The 25,153-nt window shown below is 69.1% G+C and carries 20 protein-coding genes; 12 read left to right on the top strand and 8 right to left on the bottom strand.

Translation table 11 applies throughout. The annotated features are described in order from the left end of the window. Positions 1 to 58 precede the first annotated feature (58 nt). The 5 genes from rpsA (at position 59) to EXU32_RS05975 (ending at position 6,554) form a co-directional block, all read left to right on the top strand. Positions 59 to 1,570, top strand: coding sequence for a 30S ribosomal protein S1 (gene rpsA, locus EXU32_RS05955; RefSeq protein ID WP_130629070.1), 1,512 nt, complete (start codon positions 59 to 61; stop codon positions 1,568 to 1,570). A gap of 88 nt (positions 1,571 to 1,658) precedes the next feature. Further along, a complete protein-coding gene (gene coaE / locus EXU32_RS05960; protein ID WP_130629071.1) occupies positions 1,659 to 2,858 on the top strand; it encodes a dephospho-CoA kinase in 1,200 nt (399 codons plus the stop codon). Beyond that, a complete protein-coding gene (locus tag EXU32_RS05965) occupies positions 2,859 to 3,212 on the top strand; it encodes a hypothetical protein (protein ID WP_130629072.1) in 354 nt (117 codons plus the stop codon). A gap of 33 nt (positions 3,213 to 3,245) precedes the next feature. Beyond that, positions 3,246 to 5,333 (top strand): excinuclease ABC subunit UvrB, encoded by a 2,088-nt coding sequence (gene uvrB / locus EXU32_RS05970; RefSeq protein ID WP_130629073.1) that lies wholly within the window; start codon positions 3,246 to 3,248, stop codon positions 5,331 to 5,333. 231 nt (positions 5,334 to 5,564) lie between these two features. Next, entirely contained in the window at positions 5,565 to 6,554 is a 990-nt protein-coding gene (locus tag EXU32_RS05975; RefSeq protein WP_130631073.1) for a TerC family protein, read from the top strand. Positions 6,555 to 6,620: 66 nt separating this feature from the next. Here the strand turns inward: EXU32_RS05975 and EXU32_RS05980 are convergent, their stop codons facing one another. Beyond that, a complete protein-coding gene (locus EXU32_RS05980; protein WP_130629074.1) occupies positions 6,621 to 7,505 on the bottom strand; it encodes an EamA family transporter in 885 nt (294 codons plus the stop codon). 24 nt (positions 7,506 to 7,529) lie between these two features. Between EXU32_RS05980 and EXU32_RS05985 the strand changes: the two genes are divergently transcribed. Then, a complete protein-coding gene (locus EXU32_RS05985; protein WP_130629075.1) occupies positions 7,530 to 8,159 on the top strand; it encodes a LysE family translocator in 630 nt (209 codons plus the stop codon). A gap of 30 nt (positions 8,160 to 8,189) precedes the next feature. Here EXU32_RS05985 and EXU32_RS05990 read toward each other — a convergent pair whose 3' ends face one another. Both EXU32_RS05990 and EXU32_RS05995 read right to left on the bottom strand, forming a co-directional pair. After that, positions 8,190 to 8,858 carry an MBL fold metallo-hydrolase gene (locus EXU32_RS05990; RefSeq protein WP_130629076.1) on the bottom strand — a complete coding sequence of 223 codons (669 nt, stop codon included), beginning with the start codon at positions 8,856 to 8,858 and terminating at the stop codon, positions 8,190 to 8,192. Then, the gene (locus EXU32_RS05995; protein WP_242612901.1) at positions 8,855 to 10,711 is read right to left on the bottom strand and encodes a glycoside hydrolase family 15 protein; all 1,857 of its coding nucleotides are present in this window, start codon (positions 10,709 to 10,711) and stop codon (positions 8,855 to 8,857) included. The genes EXU32_RS05990 and EXU32_RS05995 overlap by 4 nt, the downstream gene beginning before the upstream one ends. An 80-nt stretch (positions 10,712 to 10,791) precedes the next feature. Between EXU32_RS05995 and uvrA the strand changes: the two genes are divergently transcribed. Beyond that, positions 10,792 to 13,884 carry an excinuclease ABC subunit UvrA gene (uvrA, locus tag EXU32_RS06000; protein WP_130629077.1) on the top strand — a complete coding sequence of 1,031 codons (3,093 nt, stop codon included), beginning with the start codon at positions 10,792 to 10,794 and terminating at the stop codon, positions 13,882 to 13,884. A gap of 189 nt (positions 13,885 to 14,073) precedes the next feature. Here the strand turns inward: uvrA and EXU32_RS06005 are convergent, their stop codons facing one another. The 5 genes from EXU32_RS06005 to EXU32_RS06025 all read right to left on the bottom strand — a co-directional run bounded on the left by EXU32_RS06005 (position 14,074) and on the right by EXU32_RS06025 (position 19,687). Further along, positions 14,074 to 14,778 (bottom strand): ABC transporter ATP-binding protein, encoded by a 705-nt coding sequence (locus EXU32_RS06005; RefSeq protein WP_242612962.1) that lies wholly within the window; start codon positions 14,776 to 14,778, stop codon positions 14,074 to 14,076. Between the two features lie 5 nt (positions 14,779 to 14,783). Further along, positions 14,784 to 15,671 carry an ABC transporter ATP-binding protein gene (locus EXU32_RS06010; protein WP_130629079.1) on the bottom strand — a complete coding sequence of 296 codons (888 nt, stop codon included), beginning with the start codon at positions 15,669 to 15,671 and terminating at the stop codon, positions 14,784 to 14,786. Then, positions 15,668 to 17,335, bottom strand: coding sequence for a branched-chain amino acid ABC transporter permease (locus tag EXU32_RS06015; protein ID WP_130629080.1), 1,668 nt, complete (start codon positions 17,333 to 17,335; stop codon positions 15,668 to 15,670). Before EXU32_RS06015 ends, EXU32_RS06010 begins: the two co-directional genes overlap by 4 nt. Further along, on the bottom strand, positions 17,332 to 18,291 hold the full coding sequence (locus EXU32_RS06020) for a branched-chain amino acid ABC transporter permease (protein ID WP_130629081.1): 960 nt from the start codon (positions 18,289 to 18,291) through the stop codon (positions 17,332 to 17,334). The genes EXU32_RS06015 and EXU32_RS06020 overlap by 4 nt, the downstream gene beginning before the upstream one ends. A 166-nt stretch (positions 18,292 to 18,457) precedes the next feature. Continuing rightward, positions 18,458 to 19,687: a branched-chain amino acid ABC transporter substrate-binding protein gene (locus EXU32_RS06025; RefSeq protein WP_242612902.1), complete on the bottom strand. Its 1,230-nt coding sequence runs from the start codon at positions 19,685 to 19,687 to the stop codon at positions 18,458 to 18,460. Between the two features lie 209 nt (positions 19,688 to 19,896). Between EXU32_RS06025 and EXU32_RS06030 the strand changes: the two genes are divergently transcribed. From EXU32_RS06030 to whiA, 5 genes are read left to right on the top strand one after another with little or no spacing between them, the layout of a single operon-like run. After that, complete coding sequence (locus EXU32_RS06030; protein WP_130629082.1) at positions 19,897 to 20,271, top strand: Rieske (2Fe-2S) protein; 375 nt, start codon at positions 19,897 to 19,899, stop codon at positions 20,269 to 20,271. Between the two features lie 9 nt (positions 20,272 to 20,280). Beyond that, positions 20,281 to 22,224 carry an excinuclease ABC subunit UvrC gene (gene uvrC, locus EXU32_RS06035; protein ID WP_130629083.1) on the top strand — a complete coding sequence of 648 codons (1,944 nt, stop codon included), beginning with the start codon at positions 20,281 to 20,283 and terminating at the stop codon, positions 22,222 to 22,224. Between the two features lie 17 nt (positions 22,225 to 22,241). After that, entirely contained in the window at positions 22,242 to 23,135 is an 894-nt protein-coding gene (rapZ, locus tag EXU32_RS06040) for an RNase adapter RapZ (RefSeq protein WP_130631075.1), read from the top strand. After that, positions 23,135 to 24,085: a gluconeogenesis factor YvcK family protein gene (locus EXU32_RS06045; RefSeq protein ID WP_130629084.1), complete on the top strand. Its 951-nt coding sequence runs from the start codon at positions 23,135 to 23,137 to the stop codon at positions 24,083 to 24,085. The genes rapZ and EXU32_RS06045 overlap by 1 nt, the downstream gene beginning before the upstream one ends. A gap of 57 nt (positions 24,086 to 24,142) precedes the next feature. Next, positions 24,143 to 25,126 carry a DNA-binding protein WhiA gene (whiA, locus tag EXU32_RS06050; protein WP_130629085.1) on the top strand — a complete coding sequence of 328 codons (984 nt, stop codon included), beginning with the start codon at positions 24,143 to 24,145 and terminating at the stop codon, positions 25,124 to 25,126. Positions 25,127 to 25,153 lie beyond the last annotated feature (27 nt).

The raw sequence follows: 25,153 nt of genomic DNA on the forward strand, positions 1-25,153 counted from the left end.
CCGGGTGCGATGCACCCGTCCCGCACGATCATCTGTCCACAATCGGAGTTCCTACTACATGACTGCCAGCACGGTCGACACGACCGCCGCCCCTCAGGTTGCCATCAACGACATCGGCTCTGAGGAAGATCTTCTCGCCGCCATCGACGCCACGATCAAGGACTTCAACGATGGCGACATCGTCGAGGGCCACATCGTCAAGGTCGACCGCGACGAGGTGCTTCTCGACATCGGCTACAAGACCGAGGGCGTCATCCCCTCGCGTGAGCTGTCCATCAAGCACGATGTCGACCCCTCGGAGATCGTCGCCGTCGGCGACCTCGTCGAGGCCCTCGTCCTCCAGAAGGAGGACAAGGAAGGCCGACTCATCCTGTCCAAGAAGCGGGCTCAGTACGAGCGCGCCTGGGGCACCATCGAGAAGATCAAGGAGGAGGACGGCGTCGTCACCGGCACCGTCATCGAGGTCGTCAAGGGTGGACTCATCCTCGACATCGGCCTGCGTGGCTTCCTCCCCGCCTCCCTCGTGGAGATGCGTCGCGTCCGCGACCTCCAGCCGTACGTCGGCAAGGAGATCGAGGCCAAGATCATCGAGCTCGACAAGAACCGCAACAACGTGGTCCTGTCGCGCCGTGCCTGGCTCGAGCAGACCCAGTCCGAGGTCCGCACGACCTTCCTCAAGGAGCTCCAGAAGGGGCAGGTCCGCACGGGAGTCGTCTCCTCGATCGTCAACTTCGGTGCCTTCGTGGACCTGGGCGGCGTCGACGGTCTCGTCCACGTCTCCGAGCTGTCCTGGAAGCACATCGACCACCCGTCCGAGGTCGTCGAGGTCGGCGACGACGTCACGGTCGAGGTCCTGGACGTCGACATGGACCGCGAGCGCGTCTCCCTGTCGCTCAAGGCGACGCAGGAGGACCCGTGGCAGCACTTCGCCCGGACCCACGCGATCGGTCAGGTCGTCCCGGGCAAGGTCACCAAGCTGGTCCCCTTCGGTGCGTTCGTGCGCGTCGAGGACGGCATCGAGGGCCTGGTCCACATCTCCGAGCTGGCCGAGCGCCACGTGGAGCTGCCGGAGCAGGTCGTCAACGTCGGCCAGGAGATCTTCGTCAAGGTCATCGACATCGACCTCGAGCGTCGTCGCATCTCGCTGAGCCTCAAGCAGGCCAACGAGGACGGCGCCAACCTCACGGAGTTCGACCCCACGCTCTACGGCATGGCTGCCGAGTACGACGAGCAGGGCAACTACAAGTACCCCGAGGGCTTCGACTCCGAGACCAACGAGTGGCTCGAGGGCTACGACACGCAGCGTGAGGCCTGGGAGAAGCAGTACGCCGACGCCCACGCGCGCTGGGAGGCCCACCGGGCCCAGGTCGAGAAGGCTGCTGCGGATGACGCAGCTGCCGCCGAGGGTGGCAACGACTCCGTCGCCGCCACCTCGTACAGCTCGGACAGCGGCAGCGGCAGCAGCAGCTCGTCCACCCCGAGCGCCGGTGCCCAGGCACCGACCAACGAGGGCACGCTGGCTTCCGACGAGGCGCTGGCCGCGCTCCGCGAGAAGCTCACGGGCAACTGACCCGAGCAGCACCACGTCGAAGGGGGCGTCGCACCGATCCGGTGCGGCGCCCCCTTCGTCATGCCCCGGGGTGCCTAGGATCGGGCCCATGCTGCGCATCGGACTCACAGGTGGGATCGGGTCGGGCAAGTCGACGGTCTCGCGTCGGCTGACCGAGCTCGGGGCCGTCGTCATCGACGCCGACCTCATCGCTCGGGAGGTGGTCGAGCCGGGCGAGCCGGCGCTGGAGCAGATCCGCGAGCGCTTCGGCGACGGGGTCTTCACCAGCGACGGCGCCCTCGACCGGCCAGCGCTCGGCCGCGTGGTCTTCGGCGACCCGCAGGCGCTGGCCGATCTTGAAGGGATCACGCACCCGGCGATCTGGGGTCGGACGGCGCAGCGCCTCAGGGCGGCGGAGCAGGCCGGGACGGCCGTCGCGGTGCACGACATGCCCTTGCTCGTGGAGAAGCAGATGGCGGGGGAGTACCACCTCGTGCTCGTCGTCGACACCGATGAGGAGGAGCGGGTCCGCCGCCTCGTGGAGCTGCGGGGGATGCCGCAGGACGAGGCCCGATCGCGCATCGCGGCCCAGGCCACCGACGAGCAGCGTCGTGCCGTCGCCGACGTGCTCCTGGACAACAACGGGAGCCCCGACGACCTCGTCGTGGCGGTCGACCGGCTCTGGCAGGAGCGGCTGACCCCCTTCGCCGACAACCTGGCCACGTCGAGCCCGGTGCGGGCCCCGCAGGAGCTGACCCTGCTCGACCCGGACCCTGCCTGGGCCGGCCGGGCCGCGCGAGAGATCGCCCGGCTGCGCCATCGCCTCGGTGATCTCGCGGTCACGGTCGACCACATCGGCTCGACGGCGGTGCCGATGTACGCCAAGCCGATCATCGACCTGCAGGTGGGCGTCGCCGACCTCGCCGTGGCGGACTCCGCTGCCTTCACGCGCGCCATGGACCAAGGGGGGTGGCCCCGCATCGAGGGCGTCGACCAGGACGCGTCCAAGGACGGACAGCACTGGCCCAAGCGCTACCACCTCGGCTGCGACCCCGCGGTGCCCATCCACCTGCACGTGCGTGAGGTCGACTCACCCGGCTGGCGGTGGGCGTTGCTCTTTCGCGACTGGCTGCGCGCCGACGAGTCGGCGCGCACGGGCTACCGCGCCGAGAAGCACCGACTGGCCGCAGCCGGCCTGCGGCGCGCCGAGTACGCCGACGCCAAGGAGCCGTGGTTCGACGCGGTGTCCGAGCGGATCGAGGCGTGGGCGCGCGAGACCGGGTGGTCTCCCGACGTCGAGGGGGCCTGAGTGCCCTCCTACCGTGTCGCGGTCGACGTCCACGGGGTCTCGCCCGGGATCCCGCCCGAGAGCCTGCTGCCCCGGGCCGAGGAGCTGCTCGCCCTCGGTCACCGGGTCGAGGACCGCTCCGTCGAGATCGTGCGCGGGCAGCCGCAGATCCACCTGCGCTTCCTCGTGTCGGGGACGCACGACGCCGCCGAGGACGACGAGGCGCAGGACGCCGTGCGCGGCCTGGTGATGGCGCTGGCGCCCATCGCGCGGCTGGGGCGGTGGACCCTGCGCCGCGGCCCGGGCGGGCACTGGAGAGTCATCCGCAGTGGTGACGCCCGCGAGGGTCTGACCGAGCACCCGGTCGACTTCTGAGCGTTGTCGGTGGGGTGACATACGGTTGACGTCATGCGCCCGGTGACCGATCTGCAACGTACGGTGGCTCCCTTCGAGGTCGTCTCGGACTTCGAGCCCGCGGGGGACCAGCCCACGGCGATCGCCGACCTCACCCGGCGGGTCCGGGCCGGGGAGCAGGACGTCGTCCTCCTCGGTGCCACCGGTACCGGCAAGTCCGCGACGACGGCCTGGCTCATCGAGCAGGTCCAGCGCCCCACCCTGGTGATGGCACCCAACAAGACGCTGGCGGCGCAGCTGGCCAACGAGTTCCGTGAGCTGCTGCCCAACAACGCCGTCGAGTACTTCGTCAGCTACTACGACTACTTCCAGCCCGAGGCCTACGTGCCGCAGTCGGACACCTACATCGAGAAGGACAGCTCGGTCAACGAGGAGGTCGAGCGGCTGCGGCACAGCGCCACCAACAGCCTGCTGACCCGACGCGATGTCATCGTCGTCGCCTCGGTCTCCTGCATCTACGGCCTCGGCACCCCCCAGGAGTACGTCGACCGGATGGTCACGCTCGAGGTCGGGGCCGAGATCGACCGGGACGAGCTGCTGCGCAAGTTCGTCACGATGCAGTACACGCGCAACGACTTGGCCTTCACCCGTGGCACCTTCCGGGTTCGGGGCGACACCGTCGAGATCATCCCGGTCTACGAGGAGCTCGCCGTGCGGATCGAGTTCTTCGGCGACGAGATCGAGCGCATCCACACCCTCAACCCCCTGACCGGCGAGGTCGTGCGCGAGGAGGAGCAGATGCACATCTTCCCGGCGACCCACTACGTCGCCGGTCCGGAGCGCATGGAGCGCGCCATCGCCGGCATCGAGGCCGAGCTCGAGGACACCCTGGCCGGCATGGAGCGCCAGGGCAAGATGCTCGAGGCCCAGCGGCTGCGCATGCGCACGACCTACGACATCGAGATGATGCGGCAGGTCGGCAGCTGCGCCGGGATCGAAAACTACTCGATGCACATCGACGGCCGGCTGCCCGGGACCGCCCCCAACTGCCTGCTCGACTACTTCCCCGAGGACTTCCTCCTCGTCATCGACGAGTCGCACCAGACCGTGCCGCAGATCGGTGCCATGTACGAGGGCGACGCCTCGCGCAAGCGCACCCTCGTCGAGCACGGCTTCCGGCTGCCCAGCGCGATGGACAACCGCCCGCTGACGTGGGAGGAGTTCCTCGAGCGCACCGGGCAGACGGTCTACCTCTCGGCGACCCCGGGTGACTACGAGCTGGCCAAGTCCGACGGCTACGTCGAGCAGGTCATCCGCCCGACCGGCCTGATCGACCCCGAGGTCGTCCTCAAGCCGACCAAGGGGCAGATCGACGACCTGCTGCACGAGATCCGCCAGCGTGCCGATCGCGACGAGCGGGTGCTCGTGACGACCCTGACCAAGAAGATGGCCGAGGACCTCACCGACTACCTCCTCGACAAGGGGGTCCGGGTGCGCTACCTGCACTCCGACATCGACACCCTGCGCCGGGTCGAGCTGCTGCGCGAGCTGCGGCTGGGCGAGTACGACGTGCTCGTGGGGATCAACCTGCTGCGCGAGGGCCTCGACCTGCCCGAGGTCTCCCTCGTGAGCATCCTCGACGCCGACAAGGAGGGCTTCCTGCGCAGCGCACGGTCGCTCATCCAGACGATCGGCCGCGCCGCGCGCAATGTGTCGGGCCAGGTGCACATGTACGCCGACAAGGTCACCCCCTCCATGCAGCAGGCTCTCGACGAGACACATCGTCGTCGGGTCAAGCAGATCGCCTACAACCGCGAGCGCGGACTGGACCCCCAGCCGCTGCGCAAGAAGATCGCGGACATCACGGACATGCTGCGGCGAGAGGACGCCGACACGGCCGAGCTGCTCGGGTCCGGTCGCAGCCAGTCCCGGGGCAAGAGCCGCAGCGCCAAGGCTGACGCGGACTCCAGCGAGCGCGGTCGGGACCTGCCGGCCACCGAGCTGGCTCGCCTCATCCAGGAGCTCACCGACCAGATGCACCAGGCGGCGACCGACCTGCACTTCGAGCTGGCAGCCCGGTTGCGCGACGAGATCGGTGACCTGAAGAAGGAGCTGCGGCAGATGACCGCCGCGACCCGCTGACGGACCACCTTCGTCCTGTCATGCGGCGCATCCGGTCGCGCGGCGTGAGACACTCGAGACAACGGAGGGGAGTATCCCCGCAGCGCTGTCTCGTCAGCACGGTTGGTTCGTCCGACCCGGGGCAGTGGCCTGACCCAGGTGGGAGAGACCTCCGGACGTGTTCCCCTGTCCGGAAGGTTCCTCTTGTCCACCCTCTCCACCCTCCAGCCCGCGATCATCAGCGGCGGCACCATGGTCGTGCCGACCTGGGTCTGGCTGCTGACGCTCGCCGTCGCTGCAGCCGTCCTGACCTTCGACGTGATCATGGTGGCCCGACGGCCGCACGTGCCCACGACCAGGGAAGTCTCGATCACCCTCGGCATCTACGTCGCGGCGGCCGTCATCTTCGGCATCGCCTTGTGGCTGACCGAAGGCGGTGATCGGGGCACCGAGTTCTTCGCCGGCTGGTTGACCGAGTACTCGCTCTCGGTCGACAACCTCTTCATCTTCATCATCATCATGGCGAAGTTCAGCGTCCCGCAGAAGTTCCAGCAGACGGCTCTGCTGTGGGGCATCATCATCGCCATCGTGCTGCGGACGATCTTCATCTTCGTCGGCGCGGCGGCCATCAACCAGTTCGCCTGGGTGTTCTACATCTTCGGCGCCTTCCTCATCTACACCGCGGTCAAGCTGGCGACCGGCAGCGACGACGAGGAGGAGGACTGGGAGCCCAACGGCGTCGTCAAGTGGTTCCAGAAGTCCGTGCCGAGCACGAGCGAATGGTCCTCCAAGCTCTTCACCAAGGAAAACGGCAAGCGGGTCGCGACCCCGATCTTCATCGTGGTCGTCGCGCTCGGGATGACCGACCTGCTCTTCGCCCTCGACTCGATCCCGGCGATCTACGGCCTGACCAAGGAGCCGTACATCGTGCTCACGGCCAACCTCTTCGCCCTCATGGGTCTGCGACAGCTGTACTTCCTCATCGGCGGTCTGCTGAAGAAGCTGGTCTACATGAGCCTGGGCCTGTCGGTGCTGCTCGCCTTCATCGGCGTCAAGCTCATCCTGCACGCGCTCCACGAGAACACGCTCCCCTTCATCAACGGCGGCGAGCAGGTGGCGGTCCCGGAGATCTCCACCGTCTTCTCGCTCGGCGCCATCGTCGTCATCCTCGGGGTCACCACGATCGCCAGCCTCTGGAAGTCCAACAAGGACGCCAAGGCGGGTATCGACTCGCGGCACTGAGCCGGCGTTCCTCCCGGCGAAGGGGGCTGGTCACCACCGCGGTGACCAGCCCCCTTCGTCATGCCGTCAGACCGGCAGCTCCGCACGGGGCCGGCGCGCCCCCAGACCCAGCACGAGGACGCTGGCGAGGACCACGAGGACCATCCCCAGCAGCTGGACCGGGGAGAGGCGCTGCCCGAGGACGACGAGGCCGGCGAGCGCCGCCACGGCGGGCTCGAGGCTCAGCAGGATGCCGAAGACGGCCGGGGCCAGGCGGCGCAGTGCCAGCAGCTCGAGCGAGTAGGGCAGGACCGATGACAGCACGGCGATGCCCACGCCCTTGAGCAGGACCTCCGCGTCCCACGCAGCGGTGCCGTGCCGCGCGACATCCCACAGGCCGAAGGGCAGGACGACCACCGTTGCCACGACCATGGCCAGGGCCAGGCCCTCGAGCCGAGGGAAGGCTGCGCCCGTGCGACCCGAGAAGATGATGTAGGCGGCCCAACAGGCCCCGGCCGCGAGCGCCAGCAGGATGCCCGTCCCCTCGAGCTGGTCCAGGGGCAGGCTCAGGGCGCGCGAGATGAGGAGGACGCCGATCGCGGCAGCGCCGACGGCAACCAGGTCACGGGGGCGCCGGGAGAGCACGGCGGCGAGGGTGAGCGGTCCGACGAACTCGATCGTCACCGCGACGCCGATGGGCAGGTGACCGAGCGAGCCGTAGAAGGCGAAGTTCATCAACCCCATCGCCAGGCCGAAGCAGAGGATCGTCCCGAGGTCTCGACGACTGTGGCCGCGCCACCTCGGACGGGCGATGGCGACGAGCAGCACCGTGGCGATGCCCAGCCGCAGGACCACCGATCCCGCGGCACCGATCTCGGGGACGAGAGTCGCGGCCAGGGCTCCGCCGAACTGCACCGACAGCACCCCCGCGAGGACCAGGACCGGCGCTGGGACGGCATCGACACGACTCACGGCGTCACCCTAGTCTTCGCTCTCGTGACCACCTATCTGTCCTTCCTCGCGCTGGTCCTGATCATCACGATCGCGCCCGGCCCTGACTCCGCCCTGACGCTGCGTGCCGCGCTCGTGCGTGGTCGCGTGGCCGGACTGGTGACCATGGCCGGAGTGACCGCCGCCGGTGCCGTCCAGGGACTGCTCGCGGCCGGTGGCCTGGGGGCGATCATCGTCGCGAGCGAGCCGCTCTTCCTCACGGTGAAGTGGGTCGGCGCGGCCTACCTCCTCTGGCTCGGCGCGCACGCGCTGTGGACGGCATGGAAGGGGGACTTCGCTGCGGAGGTCGAGGAGGGGGCGAGCGGGGAGCGCCCTCGGGCGGGCCGCGGCCGGGTCTTCGCCCAGGGGTTCCTGTGCAACATCACCAACCCCAAGGTGCTTGCCTTCAACCTCGCGGTCCTGCCGCAGTTCGTCGGCGACGGTGCGGGGGTGCCAGTGCTCGCGCTCTACGCGTTGAGTCTCGTCGCGCTCGGCGCGCTCTGGCTCACCGGCCTGGTCGTCCTGGCAGACCGGGCCCGCGCGGTGCTGTCCGCGCCCGCCGTGCGTCGCCGGATCGAGGCGGGCATGGGGGCCGCGATGCTCGGGTTCGGCGTGAAGGTCGCGACGACGCACTGAAGAGGCGGCCCGGCGCCGCCAAGGCTCAGGTCACCAGCCGCGCTCGCGCCACTCGTCGAGGTGTGGTCGCTCTGCGCCCAGCGTCGTGTCCGACCCGTGGCCCGGGTAGACCCAGGTGTCGTCGTCGTACACGTCGAAGACCCGCTGGGTGACATCGGCGAAGAGCGCCGCGAAGCTCTGGCCCGGCATCTTGGTGTTGCCGACACCACCGGGGAAGAGGCTGTCGCCGCTGAAGAGGTGGACGTGACCCTCGGGGTCGTCGTAGGCCAGCGCCACCGACCCGGGGGTGTGGCCGCGCAGGTGGACGACGTCGAGCGCCACGTCGCCGAAGGTGATCCGGTCACCGTGGCGGAGCCGGTGGTCAGGCAGCTGGGGCAGGGACGACGCGTCGTCCTCACCTGCGTGGGTCTCGGGAGCCAGTTCCTTGGTGACGTCGACGAGCGCTCGCACGTGGTCCCAGTGCTGGTGGGTCGTCACGAGGTGGTCCAGGCCGGCGCCGCCGGCCGTGACGAGATCGCGGATCCTGGCGGCGTCGTCGGCCGCGTCGATCAGCAGCTGCTCCCCGCTCGTGCGGCAGGTGAGCAGGTAGACGTTGTTGTGCATCTCGGACACGGACATCTTGCGGATCGTCAGCCCCACGAGCTCACGGGTGGACCACGGCCCGCCGGGGGAGACGTCGGGGTCGTAGGTGGTGGTCATGAGGGGTCTCCTTCGACGGGGTGGATCGGGGTGGCGGTGTTGTCGGTCTCGGGCTCGTGGCCGCGTTGGTCCGCGGCCTCGGCGTCACGGAGGGCGTAGGCGGCGCCGATGAGGGTGAGGTGGCTGAAGGCCTGCGGGAAGTTGCCGGCCTGGCGTTGTCCGCCCACGTCGTACTCCTCGGCGACGAGGCCCACGTCGTTGAGCAGACCGCACAGGCGCTTCATGAGGGCATGGCCCTTGTCGAGCTGACCGGTGAGGGCATAGGCGCTGACCAGCCACCACGAGCAGGCGAGGAAGGGGTGCTCGTCGCCCTCGAGGCCGTCGACACCGCTCTCGGTGCGATAGCGCAGGAGGAATCCGTCACGCATGAGATCGCGCTCGACGGCGGCCACGGTGCTCAGCACCCGGGGGTCGTCGGGCGGCAGGAAGCCGACCATGGGGATCAGCAGCAGGGAGGCGTCGACCTCGTCGGTCTCGTAGTGCTGCGTGAAGGTCTGCCGGTCCTCGTTCCAGCCCTTGTCGAGGACGTCCGCGTGCACCCGCTCGCGCAGGTCCCGCCACCGCTCCACGTCCCCTTCGTACCCGTGCAGCTCCACCCCCCGGATCGCCCGGTCGAAGGCCGCCCACACCATGACCCGGGAGTGCGTGAAGTGGCGCAAGGGTCCGCGGATCTCCCACAACCCGTTGTCGGCCTGGTCCCAGTGCTCGGCGAGGTTGTTCACGAGGGCGCGCTGGACGGCCCACGACTGGGGTGACTCCTTCAGGCCCTGGGAGCGCGCGTCCTCGAGGGCGATCATGACCTCGCCGAGCACGTCGGTCTGCTTCTGGTTGACGGCACCGTTGCCGATGCGCACCGGGCGGCTGTCCGCGTAACCGGGCAGGTGGTCGAGCTCACGCTCGGGCAGCTCGCGTCCACCGTCGACCGCGTACATGATCTGCATGTCCTCGGGGTCGCCGGCGATGGCCCGCACCAGCCAGTCGCGCCACAGCTTGGTGGCGCCGACGTAGCCGGACTTGAGGAGGGACTCAAGGGTCAGCGACGCGTCGCGCAGCCAGCAGTAGCGGTAGTCCCAGTTGCGGCCGCCGCCGAAGTCCTCCGGCAGGCTCGTGGTGGCCGCCGCGACGATGCCGCCGCGCCGGGTGTCGGTGAGCAGCCGCAGGGTGAGCAGCGAGCGCACCACCTCGGCACGGTAGGGGCCCTCGTAGGTGCAGCGGGAGGCCCACTGCGACGAGCGCGCGTGCGTGGACTCGATCCGGGAGTGGATGTCCAACGGCGGGGGGATGGGCTTGTAGGACGCGACCCAGGTCGTCGAGAAGTTGTAGTGCTCGCCAGCCCTCACCGTCCAGCGGTCCCGGTGGTGCGGGCCGTCGGGGCGGGGGAGGCGGGACCCGCGGAAGACCAGCATGTCGTTGCCGGCGATGGCCGTGATGACCTCGGTGTCCTCCTCGTGGCCGGGCGAGTGGGCGACCCAGGGCCGGATGCGGCCGTAGCCGAAGCGCACGACCCACTCCTGCAGCATCTCCACCTCACCCTCCAAGCCCTCGACGACGCGCACGAGGTCGGCCCGGCCGTCGCCGAGGGGCATCAGGTCGGTGACCTTGACCGAGCCGGTCGACGTCGTGTGGACCGTCTCGAGGACGAACGAGTCACCGCGGTAGGCGCGCGTCGTGGTGGCCTCGCCGACGGGGCCGATCAACCACCGGCCGTGCTCCGGGGTGCCCAGGAGCGCGGTGAAGCAGGAGGAGGAGTCGAAGCGGGGCAGGCAGAGCCAGTCGACGGATCCCTCCCTCGACACCAGGGCAGCGGTCTCGGTGTCGCCGATGGCGGCATAGTCCTCGATGGGAGTGCTCATCACGTCAGGCTAGGCCTTGGGGACCGTGCCCGCCCGGAGGGTGGGGTGGGCTGTCGGTGGCGGCACTTAAGGTGGAGGGCGTGACTGTTGCCAAGGCCTCCGGCTCCCGCCTCCACGACCGGATCGTCGTCCAGGGCGCCCGCGAGCACAATCTCAAGAACATCCACATCGACATCCCGCGAGACTCCCTCGTGGTCTTCACCGGGCTCTCCGGCTCGGGCAAGTCGTCCCTCGCCTTCGACACGATCTTCGCCGAGGGGCAGCGCCGCTACGTCGAGTCGCTGTCGGCCTATGCACGCCAGTTCCTCGGCCAGATGGACAAGCCGGACGTGGACTTCATCGAGGGGCTGTCACCGGCCGTCTCGATCGACCAGAAGTCGACCAACCGCAACCCGCGCTCCACCGTCGGCACGATCACCGAGGTCCACGACTACCTGCGCCTGCTCTTCGCCCGGGTCGGCCGGCCGCACTGCCCCGTGTGCGGTGAGCCGATCACCCGGCAGAGCCCGCAGCAGATCGTCGACCGGCTCCTCGAGCTGCCCGAGCGAACCCGCTTCCAGGTCCTGGCCCCCGTGGTCCGCGCGCGCAAGGGTGAGTTCGTCGACCTCTTCGCCGAGCTCCGGGCCAAGGGGTACAGCCGGGCCCTCGTCGACGGCGAGGTCGTGTCGCTGTCGGACCCGCCGACGCTGGAGAAGCAGGTCAAGCACACCATCGACGTGGTCGTCGACCGTCTCGTGGCGAAGGGGGACGAGGACCGGGCGGCGAAGCAGCGCGTGACCGACTCCGTGGAGACCGCCCTCGGGCTCGCCGGTGGCGTCCTCGTCATCGACTTCGTCGATCGTGAGGAGGACGACCCCGAGCGGCAGCGTCGCTACTCGGAGACGATGGCCTGCCCCAACAACCACGCCCTCAACATCGACGAGATCGAGCCCCGCTCCTTCTCCTTCAACTCTCCCTTCGGCGCGTGCCCGGTGTGCACCGGGCTGGGCACCGAGCTCGAGGTCGATGCCGACCTCGTCGTCCCGGACGACGACCTGACCCTCGGCGAGGGCGCGATCGCACCGTGGGCGCAGGGCACGCAGTCCGCGCAGTACTTCCAGCGGACGATGGCCGCGCTCGGCGACGACCTCGGCTTCGACATGGACACCCCGTGGCGGGCCCTGCCGAGCCGGGCCCGCGAGGCCCTGCTCGAGGGCCGCAACCACAAGGTCCACGTCAAGTACCGCAACCGCTTCGGGCGCGAGCGGTCCTACAGCACCGGCTTCGAGGGGGTCATCCCCTTCATCAAGCGGCGGCACACCGAGACCGAGTCGGACTGGAGCCGTGAGAAGTACGAGGGGTACATGCGCGAGATCCCGTGCCCCACGTGCGCGGGCACCCGGCTGAAGCCGGAGTCGCTGGCCGTGCTCGTGGGCGGTCGCAGCATCGCCGACGTGTCAGCGCTGTCCATCCGCGAGGCGGCCGGGTTCCTCGACACGGTGGACTTCAGCGAGCGTGAGCAGCAGATCGCCGAGCAGGTCATCAAGGAGATCAACGCCCGGCTCGGCTTCCTCCTCGACGTCGGCCTCGAGTACCTCTCGCTGTCGCGCGCGGCGGGCACGCTCTCCGGCGGCGAGGCCCAGCGCATCCGCCTCGCCACCCAGATCGGCTCCGGTCTGGTGGGGGTCCTCTACGTCCTCGACGAGCCGAGCATCGGCCTGCACCAGCGCGACAACCACCGGCTCATCGAGACGCTGACCCGACTGCGGGACCTGGGCAACACCCTGATCGTCGTCGAGCACGACGAGGACACGATCGCGGCGTCCGACTGGGTCGTCGACATCGGCCCCGGAGCGGGTGAGCACGGTGGTCACGTCGTGCACTCCGGACCCCTGGCGGAGCTGCTGACCAGTGAGCGCTCCGTCACCGGCCGCTACCTGTCGGGCGAGCTGGAGATCCCGCTGCCGGCCACGCGCCGCCCGCAGGACCCGGGGCGCGAGCTGACCGTCAAGGGCGCCAAGGAGAACAACCTCGTCGACATCGAGGTGACCTTCCCCCTGGGCAACTTCGTCGCGATCACCGGTGTGTCCGGCTCGGGCAAGTCGACGCTCGTCAACGACATCCTCTACAACGTCCTGGCCAACAAGCTCAACGGCGCCCGCCGGGTTCCCGGGCGGCACAAGACGGTCACCGGCCTGGACAACCTCGACAAGGTCGTCCACGTCGACCAGAGCCCCATCGGCCGGACCCCGCGGTCCAACCCGGCGACCTACACCGGGGTCTTCGACCACGTGCGCAAGCTCTTCGCCCAGACGAGCGAGGCCAAGGTCCGCGGCTACCAGCCCGGGCGCTTCTCCTTCAACGTCAAGGGCGGTCGCTGCGACGCCTGCTCGGGTGACGGCACGCTGAAGATCGAGATGAACTTCCTGCCCGACGTCTACGTGCCGTGCGAGGTCTGCCACGGGGCGCGCTACAACCGGGAGACCCTCGAGGTCCACTTCAAGGGCAAGAACATCGCCGAGGTCCTCGACATGCCGATCGAGGAGGCCGAGGACTTCTTCGCGGCGGTCCCGGCCATCGCCAGGCACATGAAGACGCTCAACGCGGTGGGTCTGGGCTATGTGCGCCTCGGCCAGCCGGCGACGACCCTCTCCGGTGGGGAGGCCCAGCGGGTCAAGCTCGCCGCCGAGCTGCAGAAGCGGTCCAACGGACGCACCATCTACGTCCTCGACGAGCCCACGACCGGGCTGCACTTCGAGGACATCCGCAAGCTCCTGATCGTCCTGCAGGGCCTGGTCGACAAGGGCAACAGCGTGCTGGTCATCGAGCACAACCTCGACGTGATCAAGTGCGCCGACTGGGTGATCGACATGGGCCCCGAAGGGGGATCCGGCGGCGGTCAGGTCGTGGCGAGCGGGACCCCGGAGCAGGTGGCGGCCGTGCCGCGCTCCTTCACGGGGCAGTTCCTGAAGCCGGTCCTCACCGCGGCTGCCACCAAGCCCATCGTCGGCCAGTTGGTCGTCGAGGAGGACGTGACCCCCGTGACGAAGGGGGCGAAGAAGGCCGCCAAGAAGACCACCACGAAGAAGGCCTCGGCCGCGAAGAATGTCCCGGCCAAGAAGGCCGCAGCCAAGAAGGCCACCGTCTCGAGCAAGGCGACCGCCGCCGCCCGCCGGGCGAAGAAGGCCGGCTGACGGACAGGAGAAGGCGATGGATGAGGTGCCGCCCAACGAAGGGACTTCGGCGCGCGACACCCCACCCATCGCCGCCCCGCAGCCCATCGCCGCACCGCGCCGCACGTGTCCCTTGGCACGACGAAGGGAGAGGCCCTGAGGGCCCCTCCCTTCGAAACGGACTGCGTCGCAGACCAAGTCCTACCCAGCTCAGTCCTCGCCGAGGTAGGCCTTGCGGACCTCGTCGCTGTGCAGCAGCTCGTGGCCGGTGCCCTGGGTGACGATCTTGCCGACCTCGAGCACGTAGCCCGTGGTCGCCAGGCGCAGGGCGGCGCGGGCGTTCTGCTCGACGAGCAGGATCGTCGTGCCCTGGGACTGCAAGGTCTTCACCGTGGACATGATCTTCTTCATCATGATCGGCGAGAGGCCCATCGAGGGCTCGTCGAGCATGAGCAGCTTGGGCCGGGAGAGCATGGCCCGGCCCATGGCGAGCATCTGCTGCTCACCACCGGAGAAGGTGCCGGCCGGCTGGTTGCTGCGCTCACCCAGGATCGGGAAGAGCTCGTAGGCCGCGTGGATGTCCTTGGTGATCTCCTTGTCCCGACGCCCGAAGGCGCCCAGACGCAGGTTTTCCTCCACGGTCATCTTCGGGAAGATGCGCCGACCCTCGGGGGAGTGGGCCAGCCCCATGGTGACGATCTCGTGCGCGGGCATGCTGTCGATCCGCTTGCCCTGGAAGGTGATCTCACCGCCGCTGGGCCGCAGCAGGCCGGAGATCGTGCGCAGGGTGGTCGTCTTGCCGGCACCGTTGGTCCCGATGAGGGTGACGACCTCCCCTTCGTCGACGGAGAAGGAGATGCCCTTGACCGCGACGATCTTGCCGTAGGAGACCTCGAGGTCCTTGATCTCGAGCATCGAGCTCATCGGCCGTCCTCCTCGTCGTGGGTGGCGGCACTGAAGGTGGTCTCGAGCTCGAGCGCCTCGACCTCTTCGTCCTCGTCGTCGGCCGCGCCGATGTAGGCCTCGATGACCCGGGGGTCGGACTGCACCTCCCCGGGGGTGCCCTGCACGAGGACCTCCCCACGCACGAGGCACAGGACGCGGTCGCACAGGGTGAAGATGAACCGCATGTCGTGCTCGATGACGACGACCGCCAGGCCGGAGTCGCGGATCTTGAAGATCAGCTCCATGGCCTGCTCGGTCTCCTTGGGGTTCATCCCCGCGGTGGGCTCGTCGAGCAGCAGGACCTTGGGATCGGTCGCGAGGGCGCGCGCGATCTCCAGCCGGCGCTGGTCGCCGTACGGCATGTTGCGTGCGAGGACGTGTGCGCTGGCGCCGAGCCCGACGTACTTGAGCAGCTCGTGGGCGCGCTCGGTCGTCTCCCGCTCCTCCCGTCGGAACTTCGGGCCGCGGATGATCGAGGTGAAGGCCCCCGAGGAGGTGCGGCAGAAGCGTCCGACCATGACGTTCTCCAGCGCCGTCATGTTGCCGAAGAGGCGGATGTTCTGGAAGGTGCGGGCCATCCCTGCCTTGACCACTGCACGGGGCTTCGGCGGGATCGTCGTGCCGAAGAGCGAGACCTGCCCCTCGGTGGGCTTGTACATCCCCGTGAGGCAGTTGAAGAAGGTCGTCTTGCCGGCGCCGTTGGGGCCGATGAGGCCGACGATCTCGCCCTCTCGCACCTCCATCGACACGTCGCCGACGGCGACGAGGCCACCGAAGCGCATGGTGACGTTGCGGGCGTCGAGGATCAGCTTGGGCGCCCCCTTCGCCTCGGCGTCGGGTGGGGTGACGGTAGCGGTACTCATTTGGCTGCCTCCAGCTCGTCCATGACCACTGTCTCGGCCAGGTCCTCGTCGTCGTCGTGGAACTCCAGCTGACGGCGCTTGCTCGCGATGAGTCCCTCGGGACGCACTCGCATCATGACGACGAGCACGAGCCCGAACATCAGGAGGCGGTAGTCATCGAGGAAGCGCAGCTTCTCAGGGAGGAACTTCAGGATCGCTGCACCCACGAGGACACCGCCCACGGTGCCCATGCCGCCGAGGACGACGGCAGCCAGCAGGAAGGCGGACTCGAGGAAGATGTAGCTGTCGGGGGAGACCGCCTGGTCCATGTGTGCCTTGACCGTGCCCGCCATGCCGGCGAGCGAGGCGCCACCGGCGAAGGCAAGGATCTTGAGGCCGAAGACGTTGACGCCCATGGCCTCTGCGGCCCGCTCGTCCTCGCGGATCGCCACCCAACCGCGCCCGATGCGGGAGTTGTTGAGGTGGGTGAAGACGACGATGACGAAGACGATGAGGGCGATGAGGACGAAGTAGTAGTTGCCCGCCCGCGGGATGTCGATGCCGAGGATGTTGTGGGTGTCCCCGAAGTTGAACCCGAAGAAATTCAGGTCCGGGATGGCGTTGATGCCATTGGACCCACGGGTGATCATCGGGCCGGACTGGCCGTCGAGGTTGAACATCGCCAGACGGAAGATCTCACCGAAGGCGAGCGTCACGATGGCCAGGTAGTCACCGGACACCCGCAGCGTGGGGGATCCGATGATCAGGCCGAGGACGCTCGAGACGAGGCCACCGATGACCATCACGACGAGGAAGGGGGGCTTCCACCCGATCGTCGCGAAGGCCGAGTAGGACATCGTCGCGCCGACGTAGGCACCGGCACCGAGGAAGGCGATGTAGCCCAGGTCGAGCAGGCCGGCGAGACCGACCACGATGTTGAGCCCCAGGGCCGTGGCCGCGAAGATCAGCACGTTGCCGGCGATGTTGAGGTTGGCCTCGGACCCGCTCTGGGTGAAGGGGAAGGCCAGGACGACGACGAAGGTCGCGAGCATGAAGACCCGGTGGTGGCGCATCGTGACGCCACCGATATACGACGCCATGTTGGAGCGGGTCGCCGTCAGCGTGACGCCGATCAGCATGCCGACGAGCAGCACGAGCACCCACGGGTCCTCTTGCTTGAGGGCGTACTGGGCCGTGTAGAGAGCGACGCCGACGAGCACGGCGATGACGATGATCTCGAGCCACGCAGGCAGCGCGATCGCGGCCGGGTCGAGGACCTTGGCCTCGGGCCGCAGGTAGCCGCCGGCGGTGATGAGCAGGGCGCCGAGGAGCGCGACCCACACGCCTTCGTTGGCGTTGATCAGCCCACCGGTCTCGTGCGTGATGGCCACGAGCGTCGCGACGGCGAAGAGCGTGGCCGTGACGCCGATCGTGCGCAGCCCGCGAGCGGCGTCGATGTGGTCCGACCAGCGACCCAGCGGGCCGGCGGCGACGAGCGCGAGCAGCAGGGCGAGAGCGCCCATGACGATGGCGTACACCTGCAGGGTGACCGGCCAGAACCGGACCGAGATGTCACCGAGGATCGGCTCGTAGCTCCAGGACAGGAGCCCGGAGACGACGAGGAGGACGGAGCCCGCCAGTGCGAGGGGGCCGGTGAGACGGGGATTGCGGGACAGCGAGCTCATGCGCGGTCCACCACCTTTGCGCCCATGATTCCTTGGGGCCTGAAGACGAGAACGAGGATGAGGATCGAGAAGGCCCAGATGTCCTTCCACGGGGAGCCGCCGGGCATGTACTGGATGGCCATCGACTCGAGGACTCCGAGGACCAGGCCACCGACGACGGCGCCCTGGATGTTGCCGATGCCTCCGAGGACGGCGGCGGTGAAGGCCTTCAGTCCGTAGATGAAGCCCATCTTGAAGTTGATGTTGGTCGTCTGGAGCCCGTAGGCGACGCCGGCGACGGCAGCGAGCGCGGCGCCGATCGCGAAGGCGGTCACGATGATGCGGTCGACGTTGATGCCCATCAGCCGAGCCGTGTCCGGGTCCTGCGAGACGGCCTGCATCGCGCGGCCGCTGCGGGTGCGGTTGATGTAGTACCAGAGGCCGACGGCACTGAGGACCAGGCACACGATGGTGAAGATGGCGGGGCGCTGCAGGATGATGCCGCCGACGTCGAAGGACTCGCCGGAGATGCCGTCGACCTGGGGGAAGACGACCTTCTGCTTGGCCGACGGGAAGTCGAAGGGGTTGGCCTGCGAGATGAAGAGGGTCGGGTCGTTGTAGCCGACCCGGACGAGCTCCTGCAGGAAGACCGAGATGCCGATGGCCGTGATGAGGGGCGCCAGTCGCGGGGCATTGCGGAGGGGGCGGTAGGCGATCCGCTCCATGATGACGGCGACCGCGACGGACGCGGCGATGGCCCCGATCAGGATGAGCGGCAGGGTCCACAACGCCGTCTGCCCCGGGAAGAGGATCAGCGAGGTGGAGAGCGCACCGAAGGCGCCGATCATGAAGATCTCGCCGTGCGCGAAGTTGATGAGCTGGATGATGCCGTAGACGACTGTGTAGCCGACAGCGATCAGGGCGTACAAGGAGCCGATGGTCAGACCGTTGACGATCTGCTGGGCGACGAGTTCCACGCGTCCTCCTGGGACGTGGCCGCAGGTTGTGCGGCCACCACGTGTCGAGGGAAGTGTCGAGAGGTGTGTCGACTGACGTCGAGGTCGTGCTCGCCATTGGGGTGGGGATGCATGGTGCGTCCCCACCCCAATGGCGGATCTGACCGAGCGGGTCAGATCAGGTCGATCACTTGAACTCCTCGGTGTTGACGTCCTTCCAGGCGCCGCCCTTGACCTCGTAGACCGTCAGGATGCGGGTGGTCGTGTCGCCGTACTCGTCGAAGGCGACCTTGCCGGTGACGCCGTCGAAGGAGACGTCCTTCATGGCGTCGATGGTGCCCTGGCGGGCGTCCTCGACCGTCTCGGCGTCCTTGAGGGAGACCTTCATCGCCTCGATGATCGCAGTGGCGGCGTCGTAGGAGTAGGCGCCGTAGGCCTCGGCCGGGTCGCTGTAGCCAGCCGCCTCGTAGTCGTCGAGGAACTTCTTGCCGGCGTCGAGGCTTGCCGTGGGAGCGCCCACCGAGGTGGCGAGGTCGCCGGCGGCGTCCTTTCCGGCGAGCTTGATGAACTCTGGCGAGAAGATTCCGTCTCCGCCCATGAGGGGCACGTCCAGGCCGCCGGCCTTCATCTGCTGGCTCAGCGGTGCGGCCTGCGGGTACTCGCCGCCGTAGTAGACCGCCTTGGGCTTCTTGGCCTTGAGCGAGGAGACGACGGCCGAGAACTTGTCCTCGTCCGGGTTGATCGTCTCGGCCGCGACGATCTTGCCGCCGAGCTTCTTGTACTCCGCGGAGAAGGCGTCGACCAGACCCTGGCCGTAGGTCTTCTTGTCGTGGACCGTCGCGAGCTCCTTGATGCCAGCCTTCTCGTACAGGTAGCGGGCGGCGAAGGGGCCCTGGATGGCATCCGTGGTGCAGGTGCGGAAGTAGCTGTCGTAGACGCGCTCGGGGGCGTCGGCGGGCTTGGCGCCGCGGGTCAGCGTCGGGTTGGTGTTGGCCGGCGAGACCATGGTGATCTTCGCCTTGTCGAGGATCGGCTGGACCGGACCGGCGACGGAGGAGTTCAGGGTGCCGACGACACCGATGACGTCCTTGTCGGAGGCGAGCTTGGAGGCGGCATTCTTGCCGACCTCGGGCTTGCCCTCGTCGTCCTCGGGGACGACCTCGATCTTCCAGTCGCCGAGGTCCCCGGAGTCGTTGGCCTGCTTGGCAGCAAGCTCGACGGAGTGCTGGATGCCGAGTCCGAGGGCCGAGAGGTCACCGGAGAGTGGCGAGATGACACCGATCTTGACGACCTTGTCTCCGCTGCCGGCTCCGTCGCTGGAGCCGCCACTGTCGCCGCCGCGGGTTCCGCATGCGGTCAGGGCCATGGATGCGACGAGGAGCGTCGCACCGGTTGAGATGACGGAACGCCTGTTCACGTGTCCTCCTGTTAGGGGTCTGGCCGTGGGGCCGCGGCCGGCAACGTCGGTGTCGCAGGCTGTGGAGGGGAATCTAAGCCCCCTGAGGAGGTGATCGGTCTCACTTGGCGAGACCGTGTCCGGCTCGTTACCAACTTCTGACCTTCCGCCACGAGGCGGCGGTGGTGGGAGGATGGCACCCCCAGCCACCACCCCTCTCGGAGGCCATCGTGACGACAACTCGCCGTACAGCCATCTGCCTCACGGCCGCATGCGTGGGCGGGGTCGGCGCCCTGGGCGCCTGCTCGTCCCAGGAGGAGACCACGGGGGCCCGGATCGCCACGAGCGACGTGCCCGAAGGGGGCGGCGTGATCCGTGACGGGGTGGTCATCACACAGCCACGGCCCGGTGAGTTCAAGGCCTTCGACGCGCGTTGTCCCCATCAGGGTTGCGCCGTCGACCGGGTGACGACCGAGGCGATCGCCTGCCCGTGCCACGGCAGTCAGTTCGCACTGGCGGACGGTGCCGTGACCAACGGGCCGGCGACCACGGGCCTCACGCCGAGGACCGCAACCGTCGACGGGGCTGACGTGGTCGTCTCGTAGGCTCGGGGGGTGGCAGACCCGGCAACCTACCGACCCGCTCCGGGCTCGATCCCGACGGACCCCGGGGTCTATCGATTCCGGGACGAGCACGGCCGGGTCATCTACGTCGGCAAGGCCAAGTCGCTGCGCTCGCGCCTCTCGTCCTACTTCCAGGACATCGGCGCACTTCACCCCCGTACCTCGCGCATGGTGCGCACCGGCGCGAGCGTGGAGTGGACGGTCGTCTCCACCGAGGTCGAGGCACTGCAGCTCGAGTACTCCTGGATCAAGGAGTACGACCCGCGCTTCAACGTCAAGTACCGCGACGACAAGTCCTATCCCTACCTTGCGGTGACCATGGGCGAGGAGTACCCGCGAGCCCAGGTCCTGCGCGGGGCCAAGCGCAAGGGGACGCGGTACTTCGGTCCGTACACCCACGCCTGGGCGATCCGCGAGACCCTGGACCTGCTCCTGAGGGTCTTCCCCGTACGCACCTGCAGCGCAGGGGTCTTCAAGCGCGCCGAGCAGTCGGGGCGTCCCTGCCTCCTCGGCTACATCGACAAGTGCTCGGCGCCCTGCGTGGGTCGGGTCAGCGCGCAGGAGCACCGCGAGCTGGCCCAGGAGCTCTGTGACTTCCTGGCCGGCGACACGGCGCGCTTCGTGCGGCGCCTGGAGCGTCAGATGAAGGCCGCGGCCGCGGACCTCGACTTCGAGCAGGCTGCGCGGCTGCGCGACGACGTCGCCGCGCTGACCAAGGCCCTCGAGAAGTCCGCGGTCGTCCTGCCGGACGGCACGGACGCCGACGTCTTCGCGCTCGCCGACGACGAGCTCGAGGTGGCCATCCAGGTCTTCCACGTGCGCGGCGGACGTATCCGGGGTCAGCGCGGCTGGGTCGCCGAGAAGGACGCCGAGGACCTGCCGGGCCTCGTCGAGCACCTCCTCCAGCAGGTCTACGGTGGCGAAGGCGGCGAGAACGTCCCCAAGGAGGTCCTCGTCCCGGTGCTCCCACCCGACGCCGAGCTGGTCGCCGCGTGGCTGGGTCAGCGACGGGGGAGCAGCGCCGACCTGCGCGTCCCTCAGCGCGGTGACAAGCGGTCCTTGATGGAGACCGTCGCCCGCAACGCCCAGCAGTCCTTGGCTCGCCACAAGGTGGCCCGCGCGGGCGACCTGACGGCACGCAGCCAGGCCCTGCAGGACCTGCAGGAGATCCTCGGTCTGGACGACGCCCCCCTTCGTATCGAGGGGTACGACATCAGCCACATCCAGGGCAGCGACGTGGTCGGGTCGATGGTCGTCTTCGAGGACGGGCTGGTCCGCAAGGCGGAGTACCGCAGGTTCATCGTGCGGGGCGACGTCGACGGGCGCACCGACGACACGGCGGCGATGCACGAGGTCCTCACCCGTCGCTTCCAGAGACACCTGAAGGACCGCGAACGCGATGCGACCGACCCCGACACGGGGGAGACGCGTCGCTTCGCCTACCCGCCCAACCTCGTGGTCGTCGACGGTGGGGCCCCGCAGGTCGCAGCCGCGCAGCAGGTGCTCGACGAGCTGGGGATCGACGACGTGGCCATCGTCGGACTGGCCAAACGACTCGAGGAGGTCTGGGTGCCCGGCGACGAGCACCCCGTGATCCTCCCGAGGACCAGCGAGGCGCTCTACCTGCTGCAGCGTCTGCGCGACGAGTCGCACCGCTTCGCCAACACCTTCCACCGCGAGCGTCGCAGCAAGTCGATGACGCGCAGTGCACTCGACGGGATCCCCGGTCTCGGCGAGGCCAGGCGTGGGGCCCTGCTGGCGCGCTTCGGCTCCGTCAAGCGGATCCGCGCCGCCAGCCCGGAGGAGATCGCCACCACCGTGGGCATCGGACCTGCACTGGCGCAGCGGATTGCGGCAGAGTTGGCAGGGGAGTCCCCGACACCCGCCGTGAACCTCACCACCGGTGAGGTCCTCGACGAAGGAGAGCAGCCGTGAGTGAAGTCGACACCGTGATGCGTGAGCCGGGTGACCCCGGGCCCGAGATCGTCGTCGTGACCGGCATGAGCGGAGCCGGCCGGTCGACGGTCGGCAAGGTCATGGAGGACCAGGGCTGGTACGTCATCGACAACCTGCCCATCAGCCTGCTGCCGGACCTCCTGCACATCTCGGCAGAGCGCGAGGGCAAGCTCGTCGGCGACAGCCCCGTCAAGCGCATCGGCATCGTCCTCAACGTCCGGGCCCAGGGCTTCGACACGCTCGCCGAGTCGATCCGGCTGCTCACGGAGCGGGGTTGGCGCACCCACCTGATCTTCCTCGACGCCACCAACGAGGCCCTCGTGCGGCGCTTCGAGAGCGTGCGGCGCCCGCACCCCCTCCAGGGCACGGGCCGGCTGCTCGACGCGATCGTGCGCGAGCGCGAGGTACTGGCCGACCTGCGGGCCACGGCCGAGAGCGTCGTCGACACCTCGGGCCTCAACGTCCACCAGCTCAGCCGCAAGGTCGGCCCCCTCTTCATGACGGGGTCCGACGAGCGACTGCGGCTGGCAGTGCTGTCCTTCGGCTTCAAGTACGGGGTTCCCCTCGACGCGGACTTCGTCTTCGACATGCGCTTCCTGCCCAACCCCTTCTGGGTGCCCGAGCTGCGCCCCCACACGGGCCGCGAGACCCAGGTCGCTGACTTCGTGCTCTCCCAGCCCGGTGCCCAGGAGTTCATCGACGGCGTGGAGACCCTGATGGACCCGGTGATCGCGGGCTACCTTCGGGAGAACCGCCGGTACGTCACGCTCGCGGTCGGGTGCACCGGTGGCAAGCACCGGTCGGTCGCCATCGCCGAGGCAGTGGCCGCGCGACTGTCCTCGGACGAGGTCACGACCTTCGTGGTCCATCGTGACCTGGGGCAGGAGTGATGGTGGATGCCCTGAGGTCCGCCAAGGTCGTCGCCCTCGGCGGTGGCCACGGCCTCGCGGCGAGCCTGTCCGCCCTTCGCCTCGTCTGCGACCAGGTCACCGCGATCGTGACCGTCGCGGACAACGGCGGGTCCTCGGGTCGGCTGCGCACCGACTACGGGGTCCTGCCACCGGGCGACCTGCGGATGGCACTGACCGCGCTGTGCGACGACAGCGAGTGGGGCCAGACGTGGAGCGACGTCCTTCAGCACCGCTTCACGGGCGACGGCGAGATGTCCGGTCACGCGCTGGGCAACCTGCTCATCGTCGCCCTCTGGCAGCTGCACGAGGACCCGGTGAGCGGCCTGGACCTCGTCGGTCGGCTGCTCAGCACCCGGGGGCGGGTGCTGCCGATGGCCGCAGAGCCCCTCGATCTCGTCGCCGAGGTCAGCGGTCTGGACCCGACGGACCCTGCGGCGCTCACGACGGTCCGTGGCCAGGTGGCGGTGGCCGGCACGACGGGCCTCGTCGAGTCGATCTCGCTCGTCCCCGAGAACCCCGCGGTCCGTCACGAGTCGATCGAGGCGGTCGAGGAGGCCGACCACATCATCCTGGGGCCCGGGTCCTGGTACACGTCGGTCCTGACCCACCTGCTGGTCCCGGAGCTTCGCGACGCCCTGACCCGGGCGAGCGCACGCAAGGTGCTGACGCTCAACCTGGAGATGCACACCGCGGAGACGCGCGGGTTCTCCGCCACCCGGCACCTGGAGACCCTGCACGCCGTGGCGCCGGAGCTGCGCTTCGACACCGTCCTGGCCGACCCGTCCACCATCGAGGAGCGCGACCGGCTCGAGAGCGCCTGCGTCCAGCTCGGTGCAGAGCTGGCCGTGGCCCCGCTCGCACGGCTGGACCGGGCGGGGGAGCATGACGCACTGCGACTCGCGGCGGCCTATCGTGACATCCTCTCGTGAAGCCGGTGACGCAGCAGCGATGACGGGACGAGCAGACGACGTGGAAGGGACCCACCGATGGCGATGACCGACAAGGTCAAGGACGAGCTGAGCCGAGTCGAGGTGACCAAGACCTGCTGCCGCAAGGCGGAGGTCGCCAGCCTGCTCCGCTTCGCCAACGGTCTGCACCTCGTCAACCGCCAGATCGTCATCGAGGTCGAGCTCGACAGCGCGCAGACGGCCCGACGCCTGCGCAAGAACATCAAGGAGCTCTACGGCTACGACTGCGACCCGATCGAGCAGCTGGCCGCAGGTGGCCTGCGTCGGGGCAGCCGGTACCTGGTCCGGGTCAGCAAGGACGGGCAGGCCCTGGCCCGCCAGACCGGGATCATCGATGCCGACGGGCGTCCGGTCCGCGGGTTGCCCCCGAGGGTCGTCGGAGGCTCCCAGTGCGACGCCGAGGCCGCGTGGCGCGGAGCCTTCCTCGCGCACGGGTCGCTCACCGAGCCGGGCCGCAGCTCCTCGCTCGAGATCACCTGCCCGGGTCAGGAGGCCGCGCTGGCCCTCGTCGGCGCGGCGCGGCGTCTGGACATCCCCTCCAAGGCCCGTGAGGTGCGGGGGATCGACCGGGTCGTCATCCGTGACGGTGACGCGATCGGTGCCATGCTCACGCGCCTGGGCGCCCACGAGGCCGTGCTGGCCTGGGAGGAGCGCCGCATGAGGCGCGAGGTGCGTGCCACGGCCAACCGCCTTGCCAACTTCGACGATGCCAACCTGCGCCGCTCGGCGCGTGCCGCGGTCGCGGCCGGTGCCCGCGTGCAGCGTGCACTCGAGATCCTCGGGGACGACATCCCCGACCACCTGCGCGAGGCCGGGCAGCTCCGGCTGGAGCACAAGGAGGCCTCGCTCGAGGAGCTCGGCCAGCGAGCCGACCCGCCCATGACCAAGGACGCGGTCGCCGGCCGCATCCGGCGCCTGCTCGCCATGGCCGACAAGCGTGCCGAGGACGACGGCATCCCCGGGACCGAGTCCACGCTCACCTCGGACATGCTCGACGGCTGATCGTCGACCGGGCGCCGTCCCCCCGGC

It is taken from the genome of Janibacter limosus (assembly GCF_004295485.1).
GTDB lineage: Bacteria > Actinomycetota > Actinomycetes > Actinomycetales > Dermatophilaceae > Janibacter > Janibacter limosus_A.